This is a genomic window from Rhodococcus sp. BE178, from assembly GCF_050433545.1.
Lineage (GTDB): Bacteria > Actinomycetota > Actinomycetes > Mycobacteriales > Mycobacteriaceae > Prescottella.
In genome coordinates this window covers 1-23023 of record NZ_JBNPXA010000012.1, presented here as the reverse complement: position 1 = coordinate 23023, position 23023 = coordinate 1, and the positions used below count along the sequence as shown (strand labels likewise).

The following is a 23023-nucleotide window of genomic DNA, read 5'->3' as shown; positions in this document are numbered from 1 at the left end:
AGCTCTCCACCACGACGGGAGGCCGGGATGTCCACTCGAACGCTCTCCGACTCGACCTTCACCCACATCATCGATGTGCAGGCAGACAAGGTCGACATCGCCGAATGGCTGTTCACGCTTCCCGAAGCGGAGTTCCAGCAATGTTGCCCCCCGGACCACGTCACGGTGGGCGTCGGCACCGGGGCGGGTGGTAGGCCGATGTCCATCGGCGTGGAGCAGATCGGCAAGACACTGCTGATCCACCACTACATCGGTGAGGTAGTCGCGCCACACCACTGCCGGATGGTGTCCACGTCCGACGCCGTCACCCCCGACGGACGCACGACCGTCCAGGCCACGTGGGAACTGCGTGCGGAGGCCACCGACGACGGACGCTGCACCATCACCAACCGTCTCATGCTCACGCCGACCGGCGACTACTTCGCGTTCCTCGACGGGCACGGCATCACCTACGAGGACGCCGCCGACACCGCCACCGCCGCGGCGGCCGACCACAACCGACGCGAGACACCGGGCTTCGCGGCAAGCATCGCCCGCCGCGCATCGACGCCGAACGGGCGACACGCGATGGATTCCGTTCCGGCAGCGAAGATTCGGAACGGCGATTCCGCGGCCGGACCCGACGGCGAGGCCGCCAAGGCCGTGGTCCGCCGGAACACCGAGGAGGTGCAGGGCGGCGGCGATTACGCGGTGTTCGACGAACTGTTCGCCGACGACTTCGTCGACCACACCCCGCAGCCCGGTCGATCGCCGGACAAGGACGGCGCCCGCCTGCTGTACCACGCGCTGCGTGCGGCCTTCCCGGACTTCCACGCCGAAATCCATTGGCAGACAGTGGATGGGGACGTGGTGACGACGTACAAGACGTACCACGGCACACACCGAGGCGCGTTCATGGACATCGCGCCGACCGGCCGGGAGGTCGCGTTCGAGACCGTCGACGCGATGCGGGTGCACGACGGCCGGATCGTCGAGCACTGGGGTGTGGCCAACCTGTACTCACTGATGAAGCAACTCGGCTGAGTCGACGCGACCACCCTCCACCGGAGCAACGTCGCCGACATGGTGTCGCACACCCGGTGCCGTTGTCGCAGGGGTATTCAGTGCTGAGAAGCTCTGCGACACCGACACAAGGCATGCGACGACCGCTCGTCGGACGTGGGTCCCGCCGACCTCATCGGCCGGCTCCGCCAACAGAATCGGGGTCAGCCCCGCGTCGTGACGACCTGTCCCCCGACCATCACGAGCGACGGCTCCGCGAGAACTTGCGGCCCGGTGCGCGGATCCTGTTCGTACACAATGAGATCAGCCGGGGCGCCCGGCTCGAGTCCGCCACCGCCGAGCCATGTCTGCGCATTCCAGCACGCGGCGCCGAGAGCCTCGGTGGGCGTCATGCCGACCTTGCCGAGCGAGGCGACCTCGTCGGCGATCCGCCCGTGCTTCACGTGTCCTCCGGCGTCGGTGCCCGCGTAGATCGGGATGCCGGCATCGCGGGCGGCGCCGATGGTGTCGTTCACCCGCGCGTGCAGGTCGCGCATGTGCGCGGCGTACACGGGGAATCGCGTCGCGCCGTCGGCGATCTCCGGGAAGTTGTCGATGTTGATCAGCGTCGGCACCAGCGCGGTGCCGCGTTCGGCCATCATCGCGATGGTGGTGTCGGTCAGGCCGGTGCCGTGCTCGATGCAGTCGATCCCGGCGTTGATCAGACCGGGCAGCGCGTCTTCGCCGAACACGTGGGCGGTGACCCGGGCGCCCTCTCGGTGCGCCGCCTCGATCGCTTCGACGAGGATGCCGTCGCTCCACAGCGGTGCCAGGTCACCGACCTCGCGGTCGATCCAGTCGCCCACGAGCTTGACCCAGCCGTCACCGGCGCGAGCCTGCCGCACCACCTCGTCAGGCAACTGGGACTCGTCCTCGAGATCCACCGGCAGCCCGCGGATATACCGCTTCGGGGCGGCGATGTGCCGTCCGGCGCGGATGATCCGCGGCAGCCCCGCGACGTCGTCGAGCGAGCGGGTGTCCACCGGCGATCCGGCGTCGCGGATCAGCAGGACGCCGGCGTCACGCTCGGTGCGGGCCTGTGCCAGCGCACCGTCCAGGTCCTCCGCACCGCCGCCGTACCGGATCCCGACGTGGCAGTGCGCGTCGACGAGACCCGGCAGGATCCAGCCGTCCGTGCACAGCGTCCGCGCGCCGGGCACCGGCTCGGCCGAGAACACGCCGTCGCGCACCCACAGGTCGAACGGTTGCTCGTCGGGCAGTCCGGTGCCCCGCAGGTGGAACGAGCTCACGGATGTGCTTACTTCTTGGGGAGCTTGAGCTGCGACAGATCGATGCCCTCGAGTCCCGGCGGCAACTGGTCGAGACCCTTGGGCATGTTCGACAGGTCCGGCATGCCGGCGGGCATGCCACCCATGCCCGGCATTCCGGCGGGGAAGCCGCCCGGGAAACCGCCCCGGATCTTGGGCTGCGTCGGGCCCTTGCCGCCCTTCTTCCCCTTCTTCCCCTTCTTGCCCTTCATCTGCTTTCGCGCACCGGGCATGCCCATGCGTCCGGCCATCGCGGCCATCATCTTGCGGGCCTCGAAGAAGCGCTCGACGAGCTGATTGACGTCGGAGACCTTGACGCCCGAGCCGTTCGCGATCCGCAGTCGACGCGAACCGTTGATGATCTTCGGGTTCTCGCGCTCCTCCGGGGTCATGCCTCGGATGATCGCCTGGATCCGGTCGAGCTGCTTCTCGTCGACGTTGGCGAGCGCGTCCTTCATCTGCCCCGCGCCGGGCAGCATGCCCAGCAGGTTGCCGATGGGGCCCATCTTGCGCACGGCCATCATCTGGTCGAGGAAGTCCTCGAGCGTCAGCTGGCCGGAGCCGATCTTGTGCGCGGTCTCCTCAGCCTGCTGCGCATCGAACACCTGCTCGGCCTGCTCGATGAGGCTGAGCACGTCGCCCATGCCGAGAATGCGGCTGGCCATACGGTCCGGGTGGAAGACGTCGAAGTCTTCGAGCTTCTCGCCGGTCGACGCGAACAGAATCGGCTCGCCGGTGACCTCGCGGACGCTCAGCGCGGCGCCGCCGCGGGCGTCGCCGTCGAGCTTGGTGAGCACGACGCCGGTGAAGCCGACGCCCTCACGGAACGCCTCGGCGGTGCTGACCGCGTCCTGACCGATCATCGAGTCGAGCACGAAGATCGTCTCGTCGGGCTGGACGGCGTCGCGGATCCCGGCGGCCTGCGCCATCAGGTCCGCATCGATGCCGAGACGTCCGGCGGTATCGACGATCACGACGTCGTACTGCTTGTTGCGGGCTTCCTCGACACCGGCCTTGGCGACCTCGACGGGGTCGGCGGCCGAGACACCGAGCGCGTTGTCGCCACCACCGATCGACGTGCCGGGATGCGGCGCGAACACCGCGGCACCCGCGCGCTCACCAACGATCTGCAGCTGGCTGACGGCGCCGGGACGCTGGAGGTCACACGCGACGAGCAGCGGGGTGTGGCCCTGGTCCTTGAGCCACTTCGCGAGCTTGCCGGCGAGGGTGGTCTTACCGGAACCCTGCAGACCGGCCAGCATGATCACCGTCGGCGGCGTCTTCGCGAACTGCAGACGACGCGTCTCGCCGCCCAGGATGCCGACGAGTTCCTCGTTGACGATCTTGACGACCTGCTGCGCCGGGTTGAGCGCGCCGGAGACCTCAGCGCCCTTCGCGCGTTCCTTGATCTTGGCGATGAAGGAGCGGACGACGGGCAGCGCGACGTCAGCCTCGAGGAGTGCGAGACGGATCTCGCGGCACGTGGCGTCGATGTCGGCTCCGGAGAGTCGACCCTTGCCACGCAGATCCTTGAGGGCTCCGGTCAACCTGTCGGAAAGGGATTCGAACACCGAGTGCGCTCCTGAGCTCTGAGAGAAGGCCGTGAATATTCTCGCAACCAGGGTAACCGCTCGACGCGGTCGGACCGCGCGGCAACCCTGTACCCGGCACCGATGAACCGGCGAACGGCGCCGCGGGCGGTTCCTGCGACAACGCCCGAGAGCGCAGCGCAGCAACCGCCCGATGTCGACCGCGCCGGGCTCAGGTGGACTCGGAGTCCGGCTCCTTCTCGGGTTCCGGCGCCGGGACGACGGACAGGATCGCACGCTCGAGCCGCTCGCGCCCGGCCCTGGTGTCGGACTCCGACAGCCGGATACAGAACGCGTCCACCACCGACGAGCCCAGCGTGCTCACCCGCGCCCAGCGCACGTCGGCGCCGTTTCGCTCGAGTACCCGTGCCAACCGGCTGAGCAGGCCCAACCGGTCCTCCGCACGCAGTTCCACGATCACCTGACCCGATTCGTCGGCTCCCTCGGTTTCGAACCAGATCACCCGAGGCGGAGCCTGCGCGTACTGCACCGGAACGGCCGCCGCGGTCCGATCCTCGAGCGGCTGCGTCCCGCGCGACTCCAGCTCCCGCGCGTCCAGTTGCTCGAGGACGTCCACCTCCCCCGCCATCGCCCGGATCAGCTCCTGCCGCAGCAGGCCGGCCTGGGGCGGGGCCCCGAACCGCGGCGCGACGACGAACGAGTTGATCGCCGAGGTGCCGTGGCTGCCCAGCGACGCCGACAGCACACGCAGCGAGTTGAGGGCCAGCACGCCCGCCTCGTGGGACAGCAGTCCGGGCGTGTCGGGCGCGACGACGGTGACCACGAACGTGTGCGCGGCAGACCCGGGATGGAGGGACACATGCACCCCGCCGCGGGCCGCCAGGTCGATCAGCGCAGGATCGATCGGATCCGGCACCGGCAGCTTCTCCCCCGCCATCGCGAGGCGGCAGCGCCGCACCAGCTCACCGATCAGGGACGACTTCCAGTCGCCCCACACACCCGGTCCGGTCGCCAGCGAGTCGGCCTCGGCGAGCGCGTGGAGCAACTCGAGCAGCACCGGGTCGCCGCCCAGCTTGTCCACCACCATCTGCACGGTCCCCGGATCGTCCAGGTCCCGGCGGGTAGCCGTCTGCGCCAGCAGCAGATGGTGCCGCACCATCGCGGTCAGCAGCCCGATGTCCGACGGCCACAGCCCCAGCCGGGTCCCGATCTGCGTGGCCAGTTCGGCCCCGACCTCGCTGTGGTCGCCGCCGCGCCCCTTGCCGATGTCGTGCAGCAGCGCGCCGAGCATCAGCAGGTCGGGGCGCGCGACGCGGGTGGTGAGCGCGCCCGCCTGCGCGACGGCCTCCACCAGGTGCCGGTCGACGGTCCACGTGTGGACGGCGTCGCGCGGCGGCAGGTCGCGCACCGCGCCCCATTCCGGCAGCAGCCGTCCCCACAGCCCGGTCCGGTCCAGGGCCTCGATCGTCGGGATCGCCCGCGTGCCCGACCCCAACAGCACCAGTAGGTCGCCGAGTGCGCCCTTTGGCCACGGCTCCCGCAGTTCGGGGGCGCTGTCGGAGAGCCGACTCAGCGTCGACGCGGAGATGGGCATCCCGGTCGCCGCCGACGCGGCCGCGACCCGCACCACCAGGCCGGGGTCCCGCTTGGGCCGCGCGTCACGCGCCAGCACCACCTCGCCGGCATGCTCGACGACGCCCTCGTCGATCGGCCGTCGCACGGGAATCCCACGGAGCTTCGAAAGACCGCGCCGCGGAAGCGAATTGTTCGCCGTCCGCAGCCCGACATCCACCGAATAGCTGATGGTTCTGGCGCAGTCGCTGAGCGTGCGGGCCAGATCGAACCGATCGCCGATGCGCAGCGCCGCACCGATCTCGTCGGCGTCCTGCGCCCGCAACTGATCCCGCGAGCGGCCCGCAACCCGGTGCAGTTCGGTGCGCACGTCCAGCAGGCGCCGGTGTGCGAGCGCCAGCCCGCCACCCGGCGCGTCCGGCCCGAGACCGGGCATCCCGTCGGTGAGCTGCGCGATCGACAGTGCGTTGAGCAACTGGACGTCCCGCAGTCCGCCGCGTCCGTTCTTGAGATCCGGCTCGGCGCGGTGCGCGATCTCGCCGCTGCGCGCCCACCGGGTACGCGACTGCTCGACGAGTTCGTCGAAGCGCGAACGAATCCCGGTGCGCCACTGTCGCCGAACGCCACCGATGAGCAGGTGGCTCAGCTCGACGTCGCCGGCGATGTGGCGGGCCTCGAGCATGCCGAGCGTCGCGGTCAGGTCGGCTGTCGCGACCTGCAGGGCCTGCGGGACGGTTCGCACACTGTGATCGAGCTTGATGTGCGCGTCCCACAGCGGATACCACAACTGGTCGGCGACCTGCGAGACCACCGCGGGGTCGACGTCGTCGTGCAGCAGGATGAGGTCCAGGTCGGAGTAGGGCAGCATCTCGCGGCGCCCCAGTCCGCCGACCGCGACGATCGCGAACCCCGAGTCCGGGCGGATGCCCAGTTCGTTTCCTTTTGTGGTGAGCCAGAATTCGTGCAGATCGACCAGGGCGTGGCGCAGCGAGGGGGCGTCGAGACGGTGGTGACGGGAACCGCCCGTCAGCAATTGTTCCCGTGCCCGGGCAAGGTCCCGGGCCTCGTCCGGATGTCCCGACTCCGCACCGCGAGACGCGGACGGCCCCGACCCGGCCGCCGTGGCGGCGACGGGATCAGGGCCGTCGAATCCGGACCCGTGAGGGTCAGAGCGCATCCGAACCTCGTTCCCCGGTTCGCACTCGGACAACCGATTCGACCGGTGTGACCCAGACCTTGCCGTCACCGATCTTGCCGGTGCGGGAGGCCTCGACGATGACCTCGACGACCTTGTCGACCGCGGCGTCGTCGACGACCACCTCGACGCGAACCTTGGGCACGAAGTCGACCGAGTACTCAGCTCCGCGGTAGACCTCCGTATGGCCCTTCTGCCGCCCGTAGCCCTGCACCTCGCTGACCGTCATCCCGAGCACACCGGCCTGTTCGAGGCCGGTCTTGACGTCCTCGAGTGTGAACGGTTTGACAATCGCCGTGATCAGCTTCATCTCTGTATCCCTTCGAAAAGTCTCATGTGCCCGATGTTCACTTTCCTTCAGTATCGCGTCAGGCGAAGTCGTATGCAGTTTCTGCGTGCTCACCCTCGTCGATTCCGCGTGCTTCCTTCTCCTTCGACACCCGCCATCCGAGGGGCTTGAGTGCGAAGGCGATGACCGCGGTGAGAACTGCGGTGAAGGTCAGCGCACAGGCGGCGATCACGATCTGGATCACCAGCTGCTTGTAGTCGCCGCCGTAGAAGAGCCCGGTCTTGGTCGCGAAGAATCCGATCGCGACCGTGCCCCACAGGCCGGAGACCAGGTGGACACCGACGACGTCGAGCGAGTCGTCGTAGCCGAACTTGTACTTCAGGCCCACCGCGAGGGCGGACAGGATGCCGGCGATGGCGCCGAGCACGAGCGAACCGACCGGGCTCAGAGAACCTGCCGCCGGCGTGATCGCGACCAGACCGGCCACGGCGCCCGATGCCGCACCCAGGCTCGTCGCCTTGCCGTCGCGGATCCGCTCGGTGGCGAGCCAGCCGAGGATCGCGGCCGCGGTGGCCGAGGTGGTGTTGACCCAGGCGAGACCGGCAGCACCGTCGGCGGCGAAGGCCGAACCGGCGTTGAATCCGAACCACCCGAACCACAGCAGCGCGGCGCCGAGCATCACGAGCGGCAGGTTGTGCGGACGGAACGCGGTCTTGCCGAAGCCGATCCGCTTGCCGACGATGACCGCGAGCACGAATGCGGCCATGCCGGCGTTGATGTGGACCACGGTGCCGCCGGCGAAGTCGATCGGTGCGACCTGCGCGACCAGACCGCCCTCACCGTCGTCCATGGTTCCGAAGATCTTGGCGGCCAGTCCGTTCTCGGAGCCGGAGAGCAGCCCGCCGCCCCACACCATGTGTGCCAGCGGGAAGTAGACCACCGTCACCCAGCACGCGGAGAACGCCATCCACGTGCCGAACTTGACGCGCTCGGCCAGTGCGCCGCTGATGAGCGCGGTGGTGATGATCGCGAACGTCACCTGGAACGCGATATCGATGACATTCGGGTAACCCCATGCGCCGGCGATGAAGTTGCCGTCGGCGTCGGTGATGCTGTCCTTGAGGCCGAAGAACTCGAACGGGTTCGCGAAGACCCCGCCGATGTCCTCGGTCCCGTAGGACATCGACCAGCCCCACAGCACGTAGATGACGCCGATCACGGCCATGGACCCGAACGACATCATCATCATGTTCAGGACCGATTTGGACCGCGACATCCCGCCGTAGAAGAACGCGACGCCGGGTGTCATCAACAGCACCAGCGACGCGGCCATCAGCATCCATGCGGCGTTGCCGGAGCTCGCCAACACTTCCTCGGGACTCACTAGAACCTCCCTCTCGCGCGCCGGGCAGCACGTCGTCATGGAGAAGAGTGGTCACGCGGTGTTTCCGGCAGGGCTCTCGGCTGTTTCGCGTAGGTGAACGCATGGCCAGACTATGTTGCGGGCACGTTTCATCAGGGAGTTTTCGCGAGGATCCTGCCCGTTACGAGCCCAACTGCTCGCGCATATCGACGCCCAACCACCCCGGAACCGGACGCTTCGGACCCGGCGAACAGTACGCATCCGGGGCCTCCGGACAGGAGCCGAGCGGGGCGATTCCGGCATTGATTCCCTGTCCTGCCCAAGGGATTCCCGCCGCCTTGTTCACCACGAGGGCGGACGATCCACCGCCGTCGAGCCCCACGGCCAGGTCGGCGCCGAGCGCCCGGTACAGATCCTGCACGTTCCCGAGGGTGAAACCGTCCGGCTCGTTCGATCCGCCTTGCAGGATGTACAACTGGTCGCGAGCAGTGTTGTAGCCGATGGCGGTTCGGGCCGCGCGTCGGATCGGGTTGTCGACGAACTGGAACTCCCCGGCCGGCCCACGCAGCTTGATGCCCGCGAACGCCGTGAACTCGCGCCCGCCTAACTCCAACTGGTCGACCCGCCGTCTGGTCTCCTCGTTGCTGAACGGGCCTTCGGCGTCGTGCAGCTCGAACGACACCGGCATCGGCAGTCCCGCGACGTTGTCGTCGACGACGAAGAACGTCGACAGCGGCGACCACACCTGCCCGGCACCGTCGCTCAGGCCCTCGGACCCGACGAAGTACCGGTCCCAGAACTTCGAGAAATCCAGGCTCCGCGTCGCCAGGTGAGTGTCGTAGTACGTCCCGAGCGGCGACGAGCACCCGCTGCGTGCCCAACTCGTGCCTTCGGACTGCGGGCGCACATCGAAGAAGTTGGTGTTGATCGCAATTGCGGGCTGCCCCATGCGGTTCCACGCATCGACGGGCGGGTACAGCTCCGACGTCTGCTGGATCCCACCGGCGACCGCGGTGGGCGTCGCCTCACATCGCAACGAGTCACCGGCCTTGCGATCCACGAGCAACTCCGACGTGAGCGGTGACCGCGAGGCCCCCGGGATCACGATCAGCCGGCTGTCGGTGCCCATGTCGTAGACGCTGCCGTCCGCACGCTGCATCGGCAGCCGGAAGTCGGGGCCGAACTGGTAGACGACGGGGCTGCCCCCGGCTGCCGCGACGGCGCCGTCGAGCCGCGCCCGGGCATCGGTGAACGGGTCGGCCGACGCGGGGGCGGTGCCCACGAATCCGGCCAGGAGAACGGCCCCTGCCGCGGCGGTCAGAAAGGTCCGGACGGTTCGCACTACGCGCCTCCCCCAGCGTGAACTCGTGACCGAGCAACGCGGATGCGCTCGACTCCCCCGACACGTCACGAACAACGGGCCCCAGTAGATCGCTCTACCGAGGCCCGTTGTCCGAGTGCATGTCATCCGTTACGTCGTCGTGACCCCCGTCCGGACAACGCGGACGGAAGGGATCGGCGCACCGGACGAAACCGGCTATCCGAGAAGTGCGTCGACGAACGCCCCCGGCTCGAACGGCGCCAGATCGTCGGCACCCTCGCCGAGGCCGACGAGCTTGACCGGAACGCCCAGCTCGTGCTGGACCTGGAACACGATGCCACCCTTCGCGGTGCCGTCCAGCTTGGTCAGCACGACGCCGGTGATGTCGACGACCTCCGCGAAGACCCGGGCCTGCATCAGGCCGTTCTGCCCGACGGTGGCGTCGAGGACCAGCAGGACGTCGTCGACGGCCGCCTTCTTCTCGACCACACGCTTGACCTTGCCGAGCTCGTCCATGAGGCCTGTCTTGGTGTGCAGGCGGCCGGCGGTGTCGATCAGGACGACGTCGACGCCGTCCTCGATGCCCTTGGCAACCGAGTCGAACGCGATCGCGGCCGGGTCGCCGCCCTCCTTGCCGCGCACCACCTCGGCGCCGACCCGCTCGGCCCACGTCTGCAGCTGATCCGCTGCCGCGGCACGGAACGTGTCGGCGGCACCGAGCAGGACACGGCGGCCGTCGGCGACCAGCACGCGGGCGAGCTTGCCGGTCGTGGTGGTCTTGCCGGTGCCGTTGACACCGACCACGAGCAGCACCGCGGGATGATCACCGTGCGGCAAGGCATGGATGGAGCGATCCATCTCGGGGCGCAGTTCCTCGACGAGCACCTCGCGCAGGAGCGCGCGGGCATCGGCCTCGCTGCGCACGCCGCGGGCCGCCATCTGCTCACGCAGACGTTCCACGACCTTGGTCGTCGTTGCGGTGCCGAGGTCCGCGATCAGCAGGGTGTCCTCGACCTCCTCCCACGAATCCTCGTCGAGGTCACCACCACCGAGCAGGCCGAGCAGGCTCTTGCCGACCGCGTTCTGCGACCGCGACAGACGACCGCGCAAGCGGTCCAGACGGCCCTCGGTGGGTTCGATCTCCTCGATCGCCGGCGCGGGGGCGGCCTCGACAACAGGTTCGGGCTCGACGACCGGCTCTGGCTCCGCGACCGGCGCGACAGCCGGCTTCTCCTCGACAGCCGGCTTCTCCTCGACAATCGGCTCGGGCTCCGCGACCGGCGCGACGACCGGCTTCTCCTCGACGACCGGCTCCGCCGCGGGGGCGGGCTCGGGCTCGACGACGGGTTCCGGCTCCGCGACGGGCTCGGGGGCGGGCGGCGGCGTGGGCTCCGGGGCAGGTGCGGGCGCGGCCGGCGGGACGGGGGGCGCCGTCGGAGGAACGGGCGGCGCGGCCGGCGGCACCGGGGGTGCTGCCGGCGGCGTCTTCGGCGCGGCCGGGGGCACCTTCGGCGGCGCGGTGGCCGTCGGCCCCTGGCTGAAGTTGAATCCGCCACCGGCTTGATACCCGCCCGAACGGTCCTTCGGCTGCTCCGTCAGCTCCGGCTTTTCGGGCGCGGTCAGGCTGATGCGGCGACGTCGGGCCATGGTGAGGCCGACGACGAGCGCAACGACAAGGACGGCCAGTACGGCCGCTATTGCTATCCAGGCTCCGGTAGTCACCCCAACATCCTGTCAGGCTGCTCGCGGCTGTGACGTGTCCGGGCAAGAGAGGCGACGCGGGGCGGCGATCCGCACGTGACACCCGAGGATCCGATCCCCGGGTGTCACGTGCCGCCGCGGCGCGCCTTCTACAGCAGTCCGGCGATCTCCTCGGCGATCTGTTCGGGGGTGACGGTCGGCTCGAAGCGGCGAACGACCTCGCCGTCGCGGTCGACGAGGAACTTCGTGAAGTTCCACTTCACCTCGTCGGTGCCGATCGCCTCGGGACGGGTCTTGCTGACGTGCTCGTAGAGGAATCCGTGGTCCGGTCCGAAGTCGCCCGGGGCGGCGGCGCGCAGGTACGTGAACAGCGGGTGCGCGTCGTCGCCGTTGACCTCGAGCTTGGCGTACACCGGGAAGGTGACGTTGTAGTTGACGCTGCAGAACTGCTGGATCTCGGCGTCGTCGCCGGGTTCCTGGTCCCCGAACTGATTGCACGGGAACCCGACGACCTGAAGCCCGCGATCCTTGTTCGCCCCGTAGAGCGCCTCGAGCCCCTCGTACTGCGGGGTCAGTCCGCACTTGCTGGCCACGTTGACGATCAGCAGCAACCGGCCCTTGTAGGTACTCAGATCCTCGGTTGTTCCGTCCGCGGTCTTCACCGGGAAATCGTGGGCGTTCATCGGTTCTCCCATTCGTCTACTCATCGAGTGTTATCGAGTGCGGACACGCGGTCGCGTGCACGTGGATGAAGGTTCCGGCGTCACCCGGCGACCAGGTCCTGACCGCGCAGCCTCTGCGAGATCACGGTGGTGATGCCGTCGCCGCGCATGCTCACGCCGTACAGCGCGTCGGCCACCTCCATCGTCGGCTTCTGGTGCGTGATGACGATCAGCTGCGACTTCTCCCGCAACTGCTCGAACAGACCGATCAGTCGACGCAGGTTGGTGTCGTCGAGTGCGGCCTCCACCTCGTCCATGACGTAGAACGGCGACGGCCGGGCCCGGAAGATCGCGACGAGCATCGCGACCGCGGTGAGCGACTTCTCGCCACCGGACAGCAGCGACAGCCGCTTGACCTTCTTGCCGGGTGGCCGGGCCTCGACCTCGATGCCGGTGGTGAGCATGTCTGACGGGTCGGTGAGCACCAGGCGGCCCTCGCCGCCGGGGAACAGCTTCGCGAACACCTCGACGAACTCGCGCTCGACGTCGGCGTAGGCCTCGGTGAACAGCTCGAGGATGCGGGTGTCGACATCGGCGACGACGCCGAGGAGATCCTTGCGCGCGTTCTTCACGTCCTCGAGCTGGGTGGACAGGAAGTTGTAGCGCTCCTCGAGCGCCGCGAACTCCTCCAGCGCCAGCGGGTTGACCTTGCCGAGCGTCGCGAGGTCCTTCTCGGCCCGCTTCGCGCGACGTTCCTGCGTCGCGCGGTCGTACGGTATCGGCGCGGGCCTGGTGACCTGCTCCCCGCGCTCGCGGGCCTGCTCGTACTCGACGATCTCGAGCTCGGTGGGCGGCAGTGGGACGTCGGGCCCGTACTCGGCGATCAGGTCGTCGAGTGCGATGGCGTACTGCTCGAGGATCGTCTGCTCGAGCTGTTCGATCCGCAGCGCGGCCTGCGCGCGGGCCACCTCGTCGCGGTGGACCGCGTCGGTGAGCGACGCCATCTGCGCGGTGAGCTGCCGGACCTGTTCCCGGACGGCCTCGACCTGTTCGGTGTGAGCGGCGCGCAGGCGGGCGAGTTCGTCCCGATGGGCGGCGGCCGCTGCGACCACCCGTTCGAGTCGTCCCGCGATCCGTCCACCGGCGTCGGCCACGGCGGCCGCGACAGCGGCCGCGGTCTGCCGGGCCTGCAACGCCCGTTCCGCGCGGGCTCGGGCCTCACGCTCGACCTGGGCCGCCCGGCGGAGCGAATCTGCCTTGCCGCGAACGGATTCCGCACGTTCCTCGGCGGTGCGGACCGCGAGTCGTGCCTCCACCTCGACCGCGCGCACCTCGGTCAGAGCCGCGGCGGCTGCTTCACGCTCGAGGGTGGTGGCGTCGGGACCGTCGGCATCGGCCGGATCCCCACCCGACTGCTCCTCCTCGGCCCGCCGCAACCGTCCCTCGAGTTCCGCGAGCGACGCCAGGGTCTCGTCCCGGCCGGTCTCCGCCTTCAGCCGCTGCGCGACGAGCCGCTCGGATTCGGCGTGCGCGGCCCGGACAACCTGCCCCAGCCTCCCCAACTGCTCGTAGACCGCGGACAGCGCGGCGTCGGACTCGTGCAGCGCGGCCAGGGCCTGCTCGGTGACCTCGGCCCGATCGGCCTGTTCGGCGACCGCGCCGGCGAGCGCCGCCGTCAACTCCTCGGCACGCCGCTCGGCGGCCTCGAGGCCGGCGACGGAGGTGTCGATCGCGGCCTGCACCTCGAGCGTGCTGGGCCGACGGTCCGAGCCGCCGGTGATCCAGCCGGCCCCGACGAGGTCGCCGTCGCGGGTCACCACACGCACCGACGGCATCGCCCGCACCAGTTCGGTGGCGTCGTCGAGCGAGTCGACAACCGCGACGCCCGCGAGGAGCGCCGTGATCCCGGAGCGCACCGACTCGGGACACTCGACGACGTCCGCAACCCACTTCGCCGTCCCCGTCAGCGTGGGACGTGTTGTACTACCGCGGTTTTCGATCGTGAAGACGATTGCGGCCCGTCCGCCGTCCGCGGCCTTGAGCTCCTGCACCGCACTCGCGGCGGCAGCGGCGGACTCCGCGACGATCGCGTCGGCCGCGGGGCCCATGACGGCGGCGACGGCAGCCTCGAAACCCGCGTCGACGCGGATCAACTCGGCCACCACACCCGTCAGGCCCAGGTCAGCGTGATGCTCGAGCAGCCACGCGCCACCGTCCTGGCGTTCGAGACCCATCGACAGGGCGTCGATCCGAGCCTTCAGCGACGCCACTTCCTGGCCCGCGGCACGCTCGGCCGCCTGCAGTTCGGTGACCCGGTCGGTCACGAGAGTCAGTGCCGCGACGGCACGTTCGTGGTGGCCGTCCAGACCCACCTCGCCGGCGTCGAGGTCGTCGACCGTGGCCTCGACGGCGTCGAACTCGGTCTGCGCCGCGTCCCCGCGCTGTCGGGCCTCGTCGATCGCGACGTCGAGGCGGGCGACCTCAGCGTCCACGGATTCTGCCCGGGTCCGCAATGTGTCGACCTGCCCCGACAGCCGGGCCAGTCCTTCACGTCGGTCCGCGATCGCCCGCACCGCCGCGAGGTGGGCGCGCTCGGCGTCGGCAGCGGCCTCCTCACGTTCGGCGAGTTGCTCGCGGGCCGCCTCCAGGGTGGCGCGCGCGATCTCGACCGCCGCGACGAGTTCGGCCTCCTCCTGCGCGATCCGCTCGGCGCGGGCCTCCATCTCGTCCGGATCCTGTCCGCGACCGGCGTCCGGCTCGGCGTCGAGATGACGCGCCCGCTCCTGCGCGATCCGGATCGTGGCACTCACCCGTTCGGCCAGCGCCGACAGCTGGAACCATGTCTGGCCCGCGGCCTCGGCCTGCGGTGTCAGGCGGGCGAGGGCCTGCTCGTGCCCACCGAGTTCGGCGGTGGCCGCCTCGAGCGCGGCCTGCACCGCTTCCTGCTGCTGCCGGGCGAGCTTCTCGTCGTGCGTCTGGCTGGCGAGTTCGGTGCGCCGCGTGACGAGGTCGTCGGCGGCCAGTCTCAGGCGCGCGTCGCGCAGGTCCGCCTGCACGCTCTGCGCTCGCCGGGCCACCTCGGCCTGCCGGCCGAGCGGCTTGAGCTGTCGACGCAACTCCGCGGTGAGGTCAGTGAGCCGCGCGAGGTTGGCCTGCATCGCATCGAGCTTGCGGACGGCCTTTTCCTTGCGCTTGCGGTGCTTGAGGACACCCGCGGCCTCCTCGATGAACGCCCGCCGGTCCTCCGGACGGGATTCGAGGATCGCGGACAACCGCCCCTGACCGACGATGACGTGCATCTCGCGGCCGATGCCGGAGTCACTGAGCAGTTCCTGCACGTCCATCAGCCGACACGAGTTGCCGTTGATCTCGTACTCGCCGGCGCCATCGCGGAACATGCGCCGCGTGATGGATACCTCGGAGTACTCGATCGGCAGCGCGCCGTCGGAGTTGTCGATCGTCAGCGTCACCTCGGCGCGACCCAGCGGCGCGCGGCCGGCGGTACCGGCGAAGATGACGTCCTGCATCTTGCCGCCGCGCAGCGCCTTCGCGCCCTGCTCGCCCATCACCCAGGTGAGAGCGTCGACCACGTTGGACTTGCCCGAACCATTGGGGCCGACGACGCACGTGATGCCGGGCTCGAACCGCAGAGTCGTGGCAGACGCGAAGGATTTGAAGCCCTTCAACGTCAGACTCTTCAGGTGCATGACGGTGGACTCTACCGGCGGATCAGCGCTCGACGAACCCGGAAAGGCCCCCGCGTGCCGCGCCGAAGTGCTCGACGACGAGCGTCACACTGCCCGGCGTCTGCCCCGACCGCAGCAGCGCCAGGAGCCGCTCGAGCGCATCGCGCGGCCCCTCGGCGATCACGAGCACCCGGCCGTCGACGTGATTGGTCGCATGGCCGGACAGACCCAGTTCGAGGGCGCGCGCCCGGGTCCACCACCGGAATCCGACACCCTGGACATATCCGTGGACCCAGGCGGTGAGGCGTTCGGTGTCGGGACTCATGACGGCAATTATCCGACGGGCGCCGTGAGCCTGCGGACGTGCGGGCCATCGGCTCGGCCGCGCCCCATCCCGAGAACCCCCATGCCGGCCACCGGTCCGCAGTGCCCGTCGTCTGCAATGCCGGATCAGTCCTACCGGACCCGCGGAGCGTTGCGATGCGAAGTGATCACAGTGGTCGATTCACGCCACGCTACTGATCAGCAAATATATCGTGGTCGTCATGTCGCGGCCACATGGTCAGACGTGGCCCATTCCAGTGGGGGTTGAGCATGTCGCCAAGGGGCCTGTCACGCACCGCCGTAGCGCTACTCGCTGTTGCACTGACGTGTGCTGCGGCGCCGGCCGCCCTCGCAGAACCAACGGGCGACCCCTTCTACCGATATGACGGCACCGCACCATTGGCGTCCTACGAGCCTGGTGCGGTTCTCAAGACACGCAGCGTGCCGTACCACGTGGTCAACGTCCCGACACCGGTGCAGGCAGTGCAGGTGCTCTACCGATCGACCGACGCCCTCGGGCAGCCGTCCGCAAATGTGACCTCGATCCTGCGACCGGAGAATGCCCAGCCGAACAGAGTCGTTTCCTACCAGTCCTTCTACGACTCGCTGAACCCTGAGGACGGCCCGTCGAGAGCAATCGCCGGCGACATCACGATCGGTGGTGTGACCCCCAGCGGGCGCAACCCCAACATCGGCGGCACACTCCCCTCCGTCGAAACGGCCGTGTTCGGCCCATTGTTCGCGGCGGGCTACACGATCGTCGTCGCCGATACCGAGGGTCCGGATGCGCACTTCGCTGCCGGACCCGAGTACGGCATGATGACCCTCGATTCCCTACGCGCCGCCCGCAACGTTCCCGAAACCGGAATCACCGACGACGCCAAGATCGGCCTGATGGGGTATTCCGGTGGTGCGATCGCCACCAACTGGGCATCGATCCTCGCGCCCGAATATGCACCGGATATCAACGACGATCTGATCGGTGCCGCCCAGGGCGGCGTGCTCGTCAATCCGGTCAACAATCTCCGATACGCCAGCGGAAGCATCGGATGGGGCGGTGTTGTCGGAATGGGCGTGGTCGGTGTGGCCCGTTCGTACGACATCGACTTCAGCCCGTATCTCAGCGACCGGGGACGTGAGGTCATGGCTCGACTGGACGACGCGTCGATCAGCAATGTGATCGGGCAATATCCCGGCCTGACCTGGCAGGATCTCGTCAAACCGGAGTACGCGGATCCCAACTCGATTCCCGAGTACGTCGATGCCGTCAACCGGATCAACATGGGTACCGCGCCGATACCCACGATCCCGATGTTCATCGCTCAGGCAGCCAACGGAACCCTCGAGGGCACCCAACCGGGTGGCCCCGGTATCGGAGCGGGTGACGGCATCATGGTCACGGGAGATGTCCGTAGCCTCGCCATCAGATACTGCGACGCCGGACTGCCTGTTCAGTACGACCAGTACGACACCATCAGCCATTCCCCCGGCGGCGCGCTCTGGCTACCGGGCGCCCTCGTCTGGATCAACGACCGATTCGACGGTAAGCCCGCCCCGTCCAACTGCGCGAGCATCGCACCCGGGAATTCCCTTGCGCCACAAGAACACGCCAACCCCTGACCTGTCGCATCACATCCGCAGAACAGCGGGGTCGCACTCGACGTCGTCAGAGACCTCCGATACGCCGACCACCAACCCGAGCAGCCTCCGTCAGATATCGAATGCGATGACGTCCGGCCGCCGGTCGGCCACTACACGAGCATCGACTCGGAGGACGACTCGAAGGCCGGCCCAGCGAATTCGAACTTGGGACCGAACAGGTCGTTCAGCGGTCTTCAGGATGAGGGTGTTCGGTGCTCGGAATCTCGGTGACACGCCACCCTGCGAAGAATCGACGGGCGTTCACGAGATAGTTCCTCAGATGCCGGAAGAGCGCCGATACCTCCCAAAACTGCATGTTCATACCCAATGGCCTCATACCGAGAGTGCAGTCATATCAGTCCGCTTCCGGTAACGCAGCCGCCTTGCGAACCGGGTAGGGACACCCCCCACTAGGTCGTGTCTGACAAAGCCTTTGTCCAGTCGATGACCGCCCGTGCTCGATACAGTGATCGAATGCTCATTTCCGCTGACGTGATCGACGTCCTGGACCCGATGTCGGGTCTCGTTTTTGCCGGCGAGGCGGGTGGGCGTCTGACTTTCGCGCTGTGGCGAGACGGTGCAGTGCGTCTTCTCGACGACAGACTCGCCGAGAACTCGCAGCGAGAGCTCCCTCTGGAGGATGACGTCTGCGTCCTTGCGGCGTCCAGCCTCGATCTGCTCATACTCGCCTCCGCCGGCGGGCTCGTCATCGCCGGAGAGGAAGTGGTCACGGTGCCCGGAATACCCGCCGACGCGGCTGCGCTCCTGGGCGGTCTACTTGTCGTCGCTGTCCCGGACGGCGAGAGGCACCGGCTGCTCGCGCTCGATTCCGCGACCGGGGCGATCCTCGACGACCAGGCGATCGACGCCGACGATGCTCGCGCCTTCCTGTATCCGCATCCTGCCGAAGATACGGCGATTCTCGAGCTCGCCATGGGGCAGGATGGCGTTCTCGCGTTCCGCGTCGATGTCGAGGGATCACGCCTACATCTGACCGAGATCCTCGCAGGAGATGATCCCGTGATCGCGGGCTTCAGTCCGTCGGGCGCGAGGCTACTTGTCACCCCGTATCCAAGCGATCCGCAGACCGTACGGATGCTGTCGTGGCCTGATCTGAAGGAGATCTCACGGCTCGACGCGAGTGACGTCGACGCCGCGTACGGTTTCGGGCTCGCCGGGTGCTGGATCAACGACGACCGAGCCGCCGTGTACGCGACCGAGGACGCATTGATCGTCGCCGACGAGAACTTCGACTCGTCCGAACGCATCGCACTGCCGATCGACTTCGGCGACGAGGGAGAGATCGAAAGCCTCACGCATCTGGGTTCGGGGAACGTCGCCGTCGGCGCGTGGACGCCAGCCGGTCGACTCACCCTCGTCGTGCGCCTCAACGAAGGAAAGGACTGTGACTGACAACTCCTATGTACAGGCGACGACGGCGTTGAGGACGACCGCTGTGAACTGCCAACGAAGTTGGCAAATCCCGGAGCCCTGACCTGCGGTGTGACAACTAGCGTGTCAACGCCAGGGTGCGATCGTGGTCATCGAAGTTGGCAATAGTTCTGTCTGATTCCCAAGGCGGCCTTGGATCTCGTCGGATGCGGTCCACGGCCGACGGCCAGGCTGACCCGCGAGACATTGTCGTCAGCCCGCGCACTCCGTCGACGTCTCAGAGCTCGATGTCTGCCAGGTGTAGCTGTTCAACGGCCTACCCGAAATCTGACTGGTCCATGACAAGGAGACGGCACGAGCGGCTTGCACTGGCGCACCTAGTCGTCCTTCCGTCCACTCACCCGTCGATGATGGTCAGGTTGGCCATGCTGCGCAGTGATGAAACATCTGTGACGTCTGATCCGGAGAGTTCGAGCATTCCCAGATGCGGCAAGCCGGCCAGTGGCGAGACGTCCGTGATCGAGGTCCCCTCGAGGTCGAGCCAGGTCAGGCCCGTCAGGCCCGCCAGCGCAGCCACGTCGACTACCTCGGTCTCCGCGAGTTTGAGGCAGGTGAGGCCGCTCAGGCCCCCCAGGGGGTCGACGTCCCGGAGTGGCGTCCAGCGCAGATCCAGAAACTCCAGTCCGGTCAGACCGGCAAGCGGGGATACATCACTGACTTGCGTTGCGCTGAGGTAGAGGTGGGTGAGACCGTTCAGGCCCGCCAACGGGGACACCTCCCGCACAGGCGACCAGCGCAGGTCGAGCCTCTGCAACGCGGTCAGCGTCGACAGCGGGCGAAGATTCGATCACTACCTCCCCGTGCAATCGCAGTTCGGTCAGGTTCGACAGTTCGGACAACGGGGCCAAGTCCGCCACGGGCAGCTGATCAAGCTCGAGAAACTCAGTCCGGGCGATGGCTTCAGCATCCAGAGGTGTCGAGATCGGACGGCCCAGCTGCGCGTTCACCGCAGCAACCACACCAGCCGCCCCACGACGCACGCTACGTCTCGGGCTCATCGTTCCGATCCTTCGCTTGTTCGGGACATGGTCCGGCGGGTCACGCCACCCTGGTTTTCGGGGCCGATGACCTCCGTGAGGAACTGCACCCGCGGGATCGGGGTTCGTGCCGCTTTGACAACTACCTGTCAAATTGCCAACTACGGTGTCAACTGTGACAACTAGCTGTCAAATTGCCAACTACGGTGTCCGTTCACAACCGCGGTGCGGTAGATGACTGCATGCTTGTCGTATCTCGTATCTCGTATCTCGTATCTCGTATCTCGTATCTCGTATCTCGTATCTCGTATCTCGTATCCAGTAGCGAGGCCGCGCCATCGCTTGATCTGGTTTCAGTTTCCTCGCCGAAGCCCCCCGAGGTTCGCCATCTCGGTGTTCGCCACCCACACCGCGATCACTCGACCAGTGTGGACGCGTACGTTGCTGCTGCGCCCGGCGACAAATCTCGGCGCACGATAACTGTCTTGCGTCAAGAATCTGGCCGGCGATCACCACTGGGCCAAGTACGCACCCTCCGCCACAGCCTGCCTCTTCGCAGCACGCCCCGCCATGCCACCCCCGCGAGCGCGACTTCATAGCCGCCGATATCGCGATCGGCCGGGAGTCGGGGCAGACGAGCTCTCGGCCAACGCCCGTATGTGATCTGCCACGAGAACCGCCACAAACCGGACCGATTTGTCGGCTTCGTCTGCTACCCATAGACCCATGAGACGCACGCTACTGGTAGGAATCGCAGCAACCGCCCTTCTCGTCGCCGGCTGCAGTTCGAACGATTCGGACACGAGCGCTTCCCCCACATCGACTGCCTCTAAGCAACCCGCCGCATCCACCTCGAGCGCAGTGGCCGAGGCAACTTCCTCCGGGAAGGCCCCCTCCGGGCAGGCCCTCTACGACGAAACATGCGAGGACATTGCTGAGTCATTCGCCTCGCTTCGTGAGTTCGCAGAGAGCACGGGAGAGTCGTGGGATGCACAGAAGGCTGCCGACGACTTCATGGCGACCATGAAGGATCAGACTGGCTGGACTGTGCAGTTTGGGGCGGAGAGCGTCACGGTCACCGGAGGCGACCCGAGTCAGGGCATTCGCGTTGATGACTGGGACGACTTGAGCAAGTCCGATCAGGAACAGATCCGAAAGGCCGTCGAGGCCGCCGCAAAGGGCGAATGCTAGGACCAGCACTAACTTGCTGGTGACGACATCGGCCTGTATGGCCAATACCAGCCGCCGGAGACGTAGAACAACGAAAGACGCCCCACCCGTCGACGTATGACGAGGTGGGGCGCCTTTCATTTCAGCCGGCGTCTCCCCGCCGCCGCACGAAACGGCTGTCTTGCGTCAAGAATCTGGCATGATTACAGCCGCCCGCAACTGCGTCTCCGGCCGTTCGTGTGCCGGCTCGAATCCCAACAGAATCGCGGTGTCAGCGACCAGAGTGGAAGCAAACAATGCACAACACCTCGCACGTGCTCGACGCGATTCGCTTAGCACGCGACGGATTCTGCGTGACGCGGAGCGAGTTTCCTGAGGACCTGCGCGCCGCGCTTATCGCAGACGCGGGCCGACACACTTTCACGACACCTCACGCTCACGTCGGTGGCGCCTTCGCCATGACCTCACTCGAACACCAGGACCGCGCGCCGGGCCGAGCGAGCGGATGGATCGGCGACGCTGCGAGCGCTGCAGGCCTCGGCGCCTTCGCTCCGAACGAGGCGAGCTACCAACGCTACCTACCAGGCGGCAACGGGATTCCACCCCATCGCGACCAGCGTTACTACGCGTCGTACATCGCGATCATCACCCTGCAGGGCACCGCTACGTTCGCGATCCATGCGTCCCGCAATCACAGAGATGTCGTCGAGCAGTGGACCACCCAACCCGGCGAGGTGATATTCCTGCGGGGTTGGCAACCCGGACAGCCCCACGACCCTCGGCCCTACCACCGAATCGACCCACCAGTCGACGTGCCGCGCCTGATGTTCCAACTCCGCCACAACCTCGCCGCGAGCACTCCCCCATCCCCGCTCCTCGCCGAGCTCACCGACACGGAAGTGCTGCAAGCAGCTGAACTCGCCGCTACCCGGCCCGCTCAACGAACATGACGTCCGCCGTAGAGGTCTCGACCGCGGTCAATTGCGGCTGATGTTGCCGATGATTCGGCCCACCGGTCGTGGATGCCCGGCGGTGGCCGCATTCGACGTGTGCACTTCTGCGACCAATCCGCTGGCTCCGGACGTCTGTTCGCGCACCTTCTCTACCGTTGCCGACCACGTCCGGCTACCGGTGGCCAGGTGCTGGGCTGGGTGCTAATCGAACGCCGGAACCCTGCCGGAAAGTCTGACGCAGGAGATAACCATTGACTCGAACATCAGTTCGAAATAGACTTGCAGCATGAATCCGGGGGGAATCATCGAACCAGGCGCAGCTGCCTTACCGCTGCACGCCGAGGATGTGCGCCGACTCCCCGAATCCGAACTCCTCGCCGCCGCGGTCGCCATCTCCCGCGAGATCGAACGCCTCGAAACACTCCGCGTCGCCGCTGTCGCCGAAATAGACGAGCGCGCAATCTCGTTCGACACCCTCGGCTTCCGCAGCGTCAAACTCTGGCTCGCATCGACGACCCTCCTCCAAGTACCCGCCGCCGCCCGGATCCTCGCCCTCGGCAAAGCCCTCCGACGCCAACCCGAGATCGCCGACGCCTTCGACGGCGGCCGCATCTCCGCCGACCACGCCGGATTGATCGCCAAATTCTGCGAGCGCCCACCCCGCGGCATGCCCGACGAAGCCCTCGACTCCTGCCGCAACGTGCTGCTCGACTGCGCCACCGGCACCACAGCCACCACCGACACCCTGCGCGGCACCATCGCCAAACTCGAGCGGATCTTCGAATCCGACGAACTGCCCGCCAGCGAAGACACCGACCGCAACGAACTCCACGCCTCCAAAACCCTCAACGGGCGCGT

The 23023-nt window shown here is 67.7% G+C and carries 17 protein-coding genes; 6 read left to right on the top strand and 11 right to left on the bottom strand.

What is annotated here, in order from left to right:
• The first annotated feature begins 27 nt into the window (after positions 1 to 27).
• Complete coding sequence (locus J2X34_RS19700) at positions 28 to 1023, top strand: ester cyclase (protein WP_429519295.1); 996 nt, start codon at positions 28 to 30, stop codon at positions 1021 to 1023.
• A gap of 182 nt (positions 1024 to 1205) precedes the next feature.
• Here the strand turns inward: J2X34_RS19700 and J2X34_RS19695 are convergent, their stop codons facing one another.
• From J2X34_RS19695 to J2X34_RS19650, 10 genes are all read right to left on the bottom strand, one after another.
• Positions 1206 to 2291 (bottom strand): amidohydrolase family protein, encoded by a 1086-nt coding sequence (locus tag J2X34_RS19695; protein WP_429519293.1) that lies wholly within the window; start codon positions 2289 to 2291, stop codon positions 1206 to 1208.
• A gap of 8 nt (positions 2292 to 2299) precedes the next feature.
• Entirely contained in the window at positions 2300 to 3880 is a 1581-nt protein-coding gene (gene ffh, locus J2X34_RS19690) for a signal recognition particle protein (RefSeq protein ID WP_114724065.1), read from the bottom strand.
• Between the two features lie 190 nt (positions 3881 to 4070).
• Positions 4071 to 6608 carry a [protein-PII] uridylyltransferase gene (locus tag J2X34_RS19685; protein WP_429519291.1) on the bottom strand — a complete coding sequence of 846 codons (2538 nt, stop codon included), beginning with the start codon at positions 6606 to 6608 and terminating at the stop codon, positions 4071 to 4073.
• On the bottom strand, positions 6598 to 6936 hold the full coding sequence (locus J2X34_RS19680; protein WP_114724063.1) for a P-II family nitrogen regulator: 339 nt from the start codon (positions 6934 to 6936) through the stop codon (positions 6598 to 6600). The genes J2X34_RS19685 and J2X34_RS19680 overlap by 11 nt, the downstream gene beginning before the upstream one ends.
• 58 nt (positions 6937 to 6994) lie before the next feature.
• A complete protein-coding gene (locus J2X34_RS19675) occupies positions 6995 to 8254 on the bottom strand; it encodes an ammonium transporter (RefSeq protein WP_114724106.1) in 1260 nt (419 codons plus the stop codon).
• A gap of 205 nt (positions 8255 to 8459) precedes the next feature.
• Positions 8460 to 9620 (bottom strand): phosphodiester glycosidase family protein, encoded by a 1161-nt coding sequence (locus J2X34_RS19670; RefSeq protein WP_181818935.1) that lies wholly within the window; start codon positions 9618 to 9620, stop codon positions 8460 to 8462.
• Positions 9621 to 9815: 195 nt separating this feature from the next.
• Positions 9816 to 11321, bottom strand: coding sequence for a signal recognition particle-docking protein FtsY (gene ftsY, locus J2X34_RS19665; RefSeq protein ID WP_114724061.1), 1506 nt, complete (start codon positions 11319 to 11321; stop codon positions 9816 to 9818).
• A 128-nt stretch (positions 11322 to 11449) separates the two neighbouring features.
• Positions 11450 to 11983 carry a glutathione peroxidase gene (locus J2X34_RS19660; protein ID WP_114724105.1) on the bottom strand — a complete coding sequence of 178 codons (534 nt, stop codon included), beginning with the start codon at positions 11981 to 11983 and terminating at the stop codon, positions 11450 to 11452.
• Between the two features lie 80 nt (positions 11984 to 12063).
• Complete coding sequence (gene smc, locus J2X34_RS19655) at positions 12064 to 15669, bottom strand: chromosome segregation protein SMC (protein WP_429519287.1); 3606 nt, start codon at positions 15667 to 15669, stop codon at positions 12064 to 12066.
• A gap of 22 nt (positions 15670 to 15691) precedes the next feature.
• On the bottom strand, positions 15692 to 15973 hold the full coding sequence (locus J2X34_RS19650) for an acylphosphatase (RefSeq protein WP_114724059.1): 282 nt from the start codon (positions 15971 to 15973) through the stop codon (positions 15692 to 15694).
• A gap of 269 nt (positions 15974 to 16242) precedes the next feature.
• Here J2X34_RS19650 and J2X34_RS19645 point away from each other — a divergent pair, with 269 nt between their 5' ends.
• Positions 16243 to 17592, top strand: a complete 1350-nt coding sequence (locus J2X34_RS19645) for a lipase family protein (protein WP_114724058.1) — start codon at positions 16243 to 16245, stop codon at positions 17590 to 17592.
• A gap of 495 nt (positions 17593 to 18087) precedes the next feature.
• The gene (locus tag J2X34_RS19640; protein ID WP_114724586.1) at positions 18088 to 19026 is read left to right on the top strand and encodes a hypothetical protein; all 939 of its coding nucleotides are present in this window, start codon (positions 18088 to 18090) and stop codon (positions 19024 to 19026) included.
• Between the two features lie 376 nt (positions 19027 to 19402).
• Here J2X34_RS19640 and J2X34_RS19635 read toward each other — a convergent pair whose 3' ends face one another.
• Positions 19403 to 19771 (bottom strand): leucine-rich repeat domain-containing protein, encoded by a 369-nt coding sequence (locus tag J2X34_RS19635; protein ID WP_429519284.1) that lies wholly within the window; start codon positions 19769 to 19771, stop codon positions 19403 to 19405.
• Positions 19772 to 20903: 1132 nt separating this feature from the next.
• Here J2X34_RS19635 and J2X34_RS19630 point away from each other — a divergent pair.
• The 3 genes from J2X34_RS19630 to J2X34_RS19620 form a co-directional block, all read left to right on the top strand.
• On the top strand, positions 20904 to 21233 hold the full coding sequence (locus J2X34_RS19630) for a hypothetical protein (protein ID WP_114724584.1): 330 nt from the start codon (positions 20904 to 20906) through the stop codon (positions 21231 to 21233).
• Positions 21234 to 21508: 275 nt separating this feature from the next.
• The gene (locus J2X34_RS19625) at positions 21509 to 22162 is read left to right on the top strand and encodes a hypothetical protein (protein ID WP_114724583.1); all 654 of its coding nucleotides are present in this window, start codon (positions 21509 to 21511) and stop codon (positions 22160 to 22162) included.
• Positions 22163 to 22451: 289 nt separating this feature from the next.
• A partial coding sequence (locus tag J2X34_RS19620; RefSeq protein WP_429519282.1) for a DUF222 domain-containing protein occupies positions 22452 to 23023 on the top strand: 572 nt, incomplete at its 3' end.